This is a genomic window from Pseudoalteromonas sp. TB25, assembly GCF_000497995.1.
Lineage (GTDB): Bacteria > Pseudomonadota > Gammaproteobacteria > Enterobacterales > Alteromonadaceae > Pseudoalteromonas > Pseudoalteromonas distincta.
This window is the reverse complement of record NZ_AUTI01000103.1, coordinates 1-6,982: the sequence shown is the minus strand read 5'-3', so window position 1 is coordinate 6,982 and position 6,982 is coordinate 1. Positions and strand designations below refer to the sequence as shown.

6 protein-coding genes are annotated in these 6,982 nt (G+C 38.3%); 2 read left to right on the top strand and 4 right to left on the bottom strand.

The genetic code is table 11. The features are described 5' to 3' along the window. The 4 genes from L652_RS0102210 to L652_RS0102185 all read right to left on the bottom strand — a co-directional run. Positions 1–703, bottom strand: a 703-nt coding sequence (locus L652_RS0102210) for a ferredoxin--NADP reductase (RefSeq protein WP_024603239.1), incomplete at its 3' end; no start/stop codon positions are given. Positions 704–1,337: 634 nt separating this feature from the next. Beyond that, entirely contained in the window at positions 1,338–2,936 is a 1,599-nt protein-coding gene (locus tag L652_RS0102200; RefSeq protein WP_076914907.1) for an ABC-F family ATPase, read from the bottom strand. A gap of 291 nt (positions 2,937–3,227) precedes the next feature. Continuing rightward, entirely contained in the window at positions 3,228–3,968 is a 741-nt protein-coding gene (locus L652_RS0102190) for a transporter substrate-binding domain-containing protein (RefSeq protein ID WP_024596810.1), read from the bottom strand. A gap of 7 nt (positions 3,969–3,975) precedes the next feature. Then, positions 3,976–4,716 (bottom strand): ABC transporter substrate-binding protein, encoded by a 741-nt coding sequence (locus L652_RS0102185; protein WP_024596811.1) that lies wholly within the window; start codon positions 4,714–4,716, stop codon positions 3,976–3,978. Positions 4,717–5,057: 341 nt separating this feature from the next. Here L652_RS0102185 and L652_RS0102175 point away from each other — a divergent pair, with 341 nt between their 5' ends. Together L652_RS0102175 and L652_RS0102170 are read left to right on the top strand one after the other, a co-directional pair. Further along, on the top strand, positions 5,058–5,654 hold the full coding sequence (locus tag L652_RS0102175; RefSeq protein WP_024596812.1) for a class I SAM-dependent methyltransferase: 597 nt from the start codon (positions 5,058–5,060) through the stop codon (positions 5,652–5,654). Further along, positions 5,651–6,751, top strand: coding sequence for an HNH endonuclease (locus L652_RS0102170; protein ID WP_024596813.1), 1,101 nt, complete (start codon positions 5,651–5,653; stop codon positions 6,749–6,751). The genes L652_RS0102175 and L652_RS0102170 overlap by 4 nt, the downstream gene beginning before the upstream one ends. Positions 6,752–6,982 lie beyond the last annotated feature (231 nt).

Genomic DNA, 6,982 nt, shown 5'->3' with positions numbered 1-6,982 from the left:
GGCGGTTACGCGTAAAGTTTTTATCGAGAAGTAGCGCGGTTGTGTCTTTTACCATTTGTGGATTTCCGCAAATCATAAATTGCGCGTTACTAGGCTCAGGGTTTAATTTTACATATTCAAACAAGCGGTTGCTCTCAATTGCGTTAGTAATTCGTCCACTTAAGCCTTGTAATGGCTCCTCTCTACTTACAACCGGAATATAGTTAAGTTGTGCTGGGTACACTCTTAATAGCTCGTTAATAAGTGCCTGATAGCTTAAGTCGTTATTAAAACGTACGCCATGCACTAAATTTATAGTTTTGTATTTTCTCCATACATCGGGCTGTTGTAATATCGATAAAAAAGGGCCTATGGCAGTGCCAGTCCCTAACATCCAAAGCTGATCACTTTGTGGTATTTCATCAAGGGTAAAAAAACCGGTTGCGTGTTGTTCTATTAATACGGTGTCGCCAGGTTGTAAGGTAGCTAAACGAGGAGAAAGCAAACCGTCAATTACGTTAATAAGATAAAACTCGAGATCGGGGTTTTCAGGGGCATTCACATATGAATAAGCCCGAGCAATACGTTTGTCGCCATCCATTATTGAAAGCTTTGTAAATTGACCAGCTTTAAACGGCTCTACGTTTGCATTAACGGTTAAGCTAAAGAGTGTTTTGCTCCACCACGTGACATTTTTTACTGTTGCTTCAACCCAATTAGACATAGTTACCTCTTGGTTTAGCTATTAAAGTTTTAAATAATTCACTCCATCAACATTAGCATTAAGTGACAAAGACTTACAGGAGAATATGACTAGATTTAAAGCAGTGATGTGTGCAGAATTTACCAATAAAATAATGTGAATAATTAGCTCTGCGATAAGAGTCATTAATTGCATAAGAGAAAGCGATGCTGCAGTAACTAAGAAAAATTAAGTCAAAAAACAGTGTTTTTTATTTTATCACTTACTTTAAAAGCGCTGCGTCTTATATCACCATTAGTGAACTATTTACTTGAAAAACTATTGCACTAGGAGAAGCCAAAGAGGAGTAAATGAGAAGAGCTAAGCCAGAAAACGAGTATTTTATCACTTACTTTAAAAGCGCTGCGTCTTATATCACCATTAGTGAACTACTTACTTGAAAAACTATTGCACTAGGAGAAGCCAAAGAGGAGTAAATGAGAAGAACCAAGCCAGAAACGAGTATTTTATCACTGACTCTAAAAGCGTAGCGTCTCTTAACCTCTTAGTGAATTATTTATTTAAGCCTTTATTAATTTTATAGTTAAACTCAAATTCTACACATAAAAAAACGGCGCTAAATTTAGCACCGTTTTTATAAGCAATTAGAAAAAGGTTACGCTTTTTTCTCTTCACAACTTGCTAGGTATTCGTCAAACGTACCTTGGAAGTCGATTACTTTTTTATCTTTAATATCAATGATACGTGTAGCTAATGACGAAACAAACTCACGGTCATGGCTTACAAAAATAAGCGTACCTTGGAAATCTTTTAACGCGTTATTAAGCGCTTCAATGGCTTCCATATCCATGTGGTTAGTTGGTTCGTCCATAACAAGCACGTTAACGTCTTGCATCATTAACTTACCAAATAACAGGCGGTTTTTTTCACCACCAGAACAGTTACGCGCTTTTTTGTTTGAATCGTCAGCTGTAAACAACAAACGGCCTAACATGCCACGAACCATTAAATCGTTGTGCTTAGCTGTACGCCATTGCGACATCCAATCAAACAACGTTAAATCGTTATCAAAATCTTTAGTGCTGTCTTGCGGGCAATAACCAAAGCTCGCATTTTCAGACCATTTAATTTCGCCTTCATTACTTTTAAGCTCGTCTACTAAACAGCGTAAAAATGTAGTTTTACCCACACCATTTTCGCCAATTACAGCAAGCTTAGCGCCAGCTTCAAGTAAAAAGTCGCCGCCGCTAAATAACGTTTCGCCATCAAAACCATGGCCAAGCTTATTAACTTCAAGCGCTTGGCGATACATTTTTTTACCTTCGTCAAACGAAAGCGATGGACTCATACGGCTTGAAGATTTAACTTCATCAAGCTTAATTTTATCCATTTTTTTAGCGCGCGAACTTGCTTGCTTAGCTTTAGAAGCATTAGCACCAAAACGGTTAACAAAGTCTTGTAGCTCGTCAATTTCAGCGCTCTTTTTAGCGTTTTCAGCTAAAAGTTGCTCGCGTTGTAAGCCCGCAGCTTCTAAAAATTTCTCATAGTTACCAGGGTAAATACGCAGCTCACCGTAATCAATATCGGCCATGTGTGTACATACCGAGTTTAAAAAGTGACGGTCATGCGAAATAATAATCATCGTACATTTACGTTTGTTAAGCTCGTTAGCAAGCCACGTAATTGTATGAATATCCAAGTTATTGGTAGGCTCATCAAGTAGCAAAATGTCAGGGTTTGCAAATAACGCCTGTGCTAAAAGCACACGTAGTTTCCAACCTGGAGCAACGTTTGCCATTAAACCGTAATGAAATTCTTTATCGATACCCGCTTCAAGCAAAATTTCTTCAGCGCGGCTTTCTGCCGTGTAACCGTCCATTTCAGCAAATACACTTTCAAGATCGGCAACTTTCATACCGTCTTCTTCGCTCATTTCTGGTAACGAGTAAATACGTTCGCGTTCTTGCTTTACTTTCCAAAGCTCCACATCGCCCATAATTACCGCGTCTACAACGCTGTATTGCTCAAAAGCAAACTGGTCTTGGCTTAGGTTACCTACTTTTAACCCTGGAGTAATAGATACATTACCCGCACTTGGAACAAGCGCACCGCTTAAAATTTTCATGAAAGTCGACTTGCCGCAGCCGTTAGCGCCAATTAAACCGTAACGGTTACCGTTACCAAATTTAGCTGAAATGTTTTCAAACAACGGCTCTGCGCCAAACTGCATCGTAATATTTGCGGTGGAGATCAAAAAAGGTAATCCTAGATTAGTACTGACAGGAGTACGCTGCAGCAAAACGCCACAAACAAGAACCAGACAATAGGGTAAATTAGCTGGCGAATTATACAGATCAGCCACAACGAATGAAAGATAAAAGGCAGCTAATTTATAACCAAGTAAAAATAACGGCAATTCTCGGTTTTAAGTCACTATTTTTAACGTATGTAGCGTTGAATGTGCTTACAGCCACAATGTAAATAATTACTAATGCCAAGCAATATTAAAGAGGGGGCGCCAAATAGCTAAGTTATTAGCCATGCTTTAATGCACAGGTTGATAAATTGACTTTATAGCCGCCTTATTTTTGGTAATTAACTGATTAACAGTCGCCACGTCATCGAGTGTTAGCGACTCCTTGCTTAGCATAAAGTGCACATTGTTAACGTTAATCGGTGTAATAGTTTTTACCTGCGAAATTGAGGAGTGTTTTTTCACAAAGTACTGCGCAACCACAGAGTCTTCAACAACATAGTCGATTCGTTTTTTATCTAACATGCTAAATCGATTATTTGCTTGAGCAGTAAGCACGACCTGTTTTGAATACTTGGTTGTGAGTTGTTCAAGCTCATCACCAAAAAAGCTTCCTCGGTTAATACCTGCTGTAAAATCTTGACTAAAAAGATCAGCCAAGCTGGTTACATCAGCCGAATCTTTATGTTTATAAAGCAGCATTATTTCTTCGCGATAAGGCAAACTAAAGTGCGCATATTGAGCACGTTGCTCTGTATAGCTTGCCGCGTAGGTTATATCTACTCGACCATTTTCAAGCTCAGCTTGAACACGCGAAAAACTCGGAAAATAAGTCCATTTAATACAAAATTTTGAATCTTTAAAAATAGCGTTTACAGCATCCACTTCTGTGCCTAAAAATGTATCACCTTGTTTTACAAGGTAAGGCGGCCAATTAGTTTCGTTAGTGCCCATTACCAATGTTTTTGAACACGCAAGGGCATTAAAGTGAGTAAATAGCAGTGTAGTAAATGTTAAAAATAAAGTTTTCATTACACTCCTAGTATTCAAACAGTGCATTAAGTGCTGTTTTGTTTTTGTTTATATGCTCATTAATTACTGCAAGCTCAGTAACTGACACCGTTTTTTTGCTAAACATTAAATAAATATCGTCTTTATTTACATACTCAATATTGGTTACTAATTTGATATTTGAACCTTTTTTGCCAAAATAAGCACCCACTAACTCCTCTTCAATAGCAAAATCAATACGTTGTTTATTAAGCATTTCAAAGCGTTTACTGGTTGCACTGGTATATTCAATCTGCTTTTTATATTTAGTTTTATATTGCTCAAACTCTTCGCCGTAATAGCTTCCAAAGTTAGCGCCAACAATTAAGCCTTGTTTAAAAATGTCTTCGAGGTTTTTAACACTATGCTGATTATTTTTGTTTTCGTATAAGCGCATAACCTCAGTTCGGTAGTTATCACTAAAGTGCACATATTTAGCGCGTTCATCTGTATAACTTGCAGCCCACTCCAAATCAATACGGCCGTATTTAAGCTCAATAAAAGCCCGCTTAGAATTTGGCAGTAACTTAACTTCAAAACAAAAAGGGGAGTCAGCAAATATAATGTTGAGTGCATCAACCTCCGAGCCTTGCAGCTTACCGTTAATACCCATTACATAAGGCGGCCAAAAAGCATCGTGCGATGCCACGCTAAAGGTTCTCTCACAAGCAAACACATTAAACGGAGCCGTAAACAGCAAACATAAAAATACGGTAATTAATTTATTCATTGCGCCTCATAGTTATTATTTTTGCTTATTATTACAACAGTATAAACCAGCTTTTGTATTTTAGCGGCGCGGGTTTGTGTAAAGATGTAAAAACCATCCGTAATTATGAGAACGCCTAGTATGCCGGTGTTTATAGAAGGGCATTTGTATTGCATTTTAAATTTTATACTGCGTATGTATCACTTAACATCAGTGCTTAATAACAATGGCGTATTAATTTAAAAATTTCTACTTATTAAGCCTATATTTAATGCGCTTGTTCCTGTAGATTAAACAAATAATGAATGCAGTATTAACAGTGTCTTAGCTGTTAAACGATTAGCCAAGGAGCGGTGAGTCTCGTGTCAAACACCACACTTACTTATTACAACCAAAATGCCAAAGCCTTTAGCGACTCAACACTTAACGTTGATATGTCGGCGCTTTATGCTGAGTTTTTACCGCACGTTGCACAACATGGGAGTATTTTAGATGCCGGTTGTGGCAGTGCGCGCGATGCCGCATTTTTTAAAGCGCAGGGTTTTACTGTAAGTGCGTTTGATGCAAGCCAAGAGCTGGCAGAGTTGGCAAGCAGTTACTTACAACAACCTGTAGCGGTTAAAACATTCCAAGAGCTAAATTGTGTAAATCAATACGACGGGATTTGGTGCTGCGCTAGTTTATTACACGTTCCAAAGGCTGAGTTACCGCAGGTGTTTTTAAACCTACAACGTGCGCTTAAACAGAATGGCGTTTTGTATGTATCGTTTAAATATGGCGATATAGAGCGTGTGCATAATGGTCGTGAATTTACCGATTTAACCGAAAATTCTTTAACGCATTTACTTAGCAATACGCAGTTAAAAGCTATTAAACAATGGCAAAGTGTTGACAAGCGACCAGAGCGCGAAAGCGAAGTATGGCTAAATGCGCTTATAAAAGTAGTGCACGTTTTATGATTGGAGCAATGCAGCAACAACTCGACTTTATTGCTTATATTCAGCGCTTATTAGTTGAAGGTGATTTTAGCGCTACTTATAAGTTTGCGCTTTTACATGCACTGGCTGATATTAGTATCGAAAAACATCACGCCGATCCGCAAGCACAGTTACAAATAAAATTTGATGAATTAGTCGACAAATTTATTACTTTATATTGGCACCAAGCATCGCCATTTGGTGCAATTGGTAATAATAGAGAGCAACTACTTTTACAAAATACCAACTCTAATAAACAAGCCAAAATTATAACTACGCTTCATGATGCAAAATTAAATAATATTAATTCAATTAGCCAATTAAAAAAGAGCGACGGTTGGAAAAATATACGCAGCTCAACATTACAAACCATTAAAGACGGCCCGCTTTGGCTATTACAAAAATTAAATGGCAAAGAAGAGTGTTTCTTGTATCCCCATATTAAAGGCCAATCATACATTACCTTAAATGAAGGTATTGCAGGCTGCTTTAGGCGTTTTTACGACCTAGTTGTTTATTTAGCAAAAAATGCATGGCTGCAAAAAATTCAAAGTATTAAGCATAACCAAGCCTTAATTGGCCCACAAAGCCAACTACATGATTTTTTATTCGGCTTTGATCGCAATGCGTTGAGTAAGGCAAAGCCTGTGTTGATAGAGCTTCAGCACGGTAATTGTTTTTATTGCGAAAAACCATTGAACAGTAAAACCGAGGTTGATCACTTTATACCGTTTGCTCGCTACGCAAATGATTTAGGTCATAACTTTGTGGCAGCACATAGCACCTGTAATAACAGTAAAAGTGACTTTTTAGCTGCGCAACTTCACCGCGAACGCTGGCAAGAACAAAATTTAGTGATTAATAGCCAGCATTTAACAACTGAACTTAGTGATTACTTTAATTGTGATTCAGATAAGTCGCTTTCGGTTAGTGATTGGGCGTATCAGGTTGCACAGGCTAACAGTGCAAAGTTATGGGTAAAGAAAGGTTATTTTGAAGAGGCGGCTAGTTTTAAATATCAGCAACTAAGTACAGGGCTGGATTTAGTGGCGGAAGAAAAGCCAAGGTATGACGTGTAATACAGAATTTGTAGTTCGCGCTGTAGGCGTGAGTTTATCTCGCGCTTTTGGGTTGTAGGCGCGGAGCTTGCTCGCGCGAAAAGCGAAGCTTTTAAATTTCGGTGTAATTAATGTGTAGGTGCGATTTTGTATCTCGCTCATAAATTGGTGTATGAATTTATGTATTTTAAAACCTCTATTCGAGGTTATATCGCGTTGGCGATGGCAACCAATGGGCGGCTGTCGCCGACC

Bases quoted from the DNA above. Each gene is read 5' to 3' on its own strand.
- L652_RS0102190 (WP_024596810.1), bottom strand. From the start codon at position 3,968: ATGAAAACTTTATTTTTAACATTTACTACACTGCTATTTACTCACTTT.
- L652_RS0102185 (WP_024596811.1), bottom strand. From the start codon at position 4,716: ATGAATAAATTAATTACCGTATTTTTATGTTTGCTGTTTACGGCTCCG.
- L652_RS0102170 (WP_024596813.1), top strand. From the start codon at position 5,651: ATGATTGGAGCAATGCAGCAACAACTCGACTTTATTGCTTATATTCAG.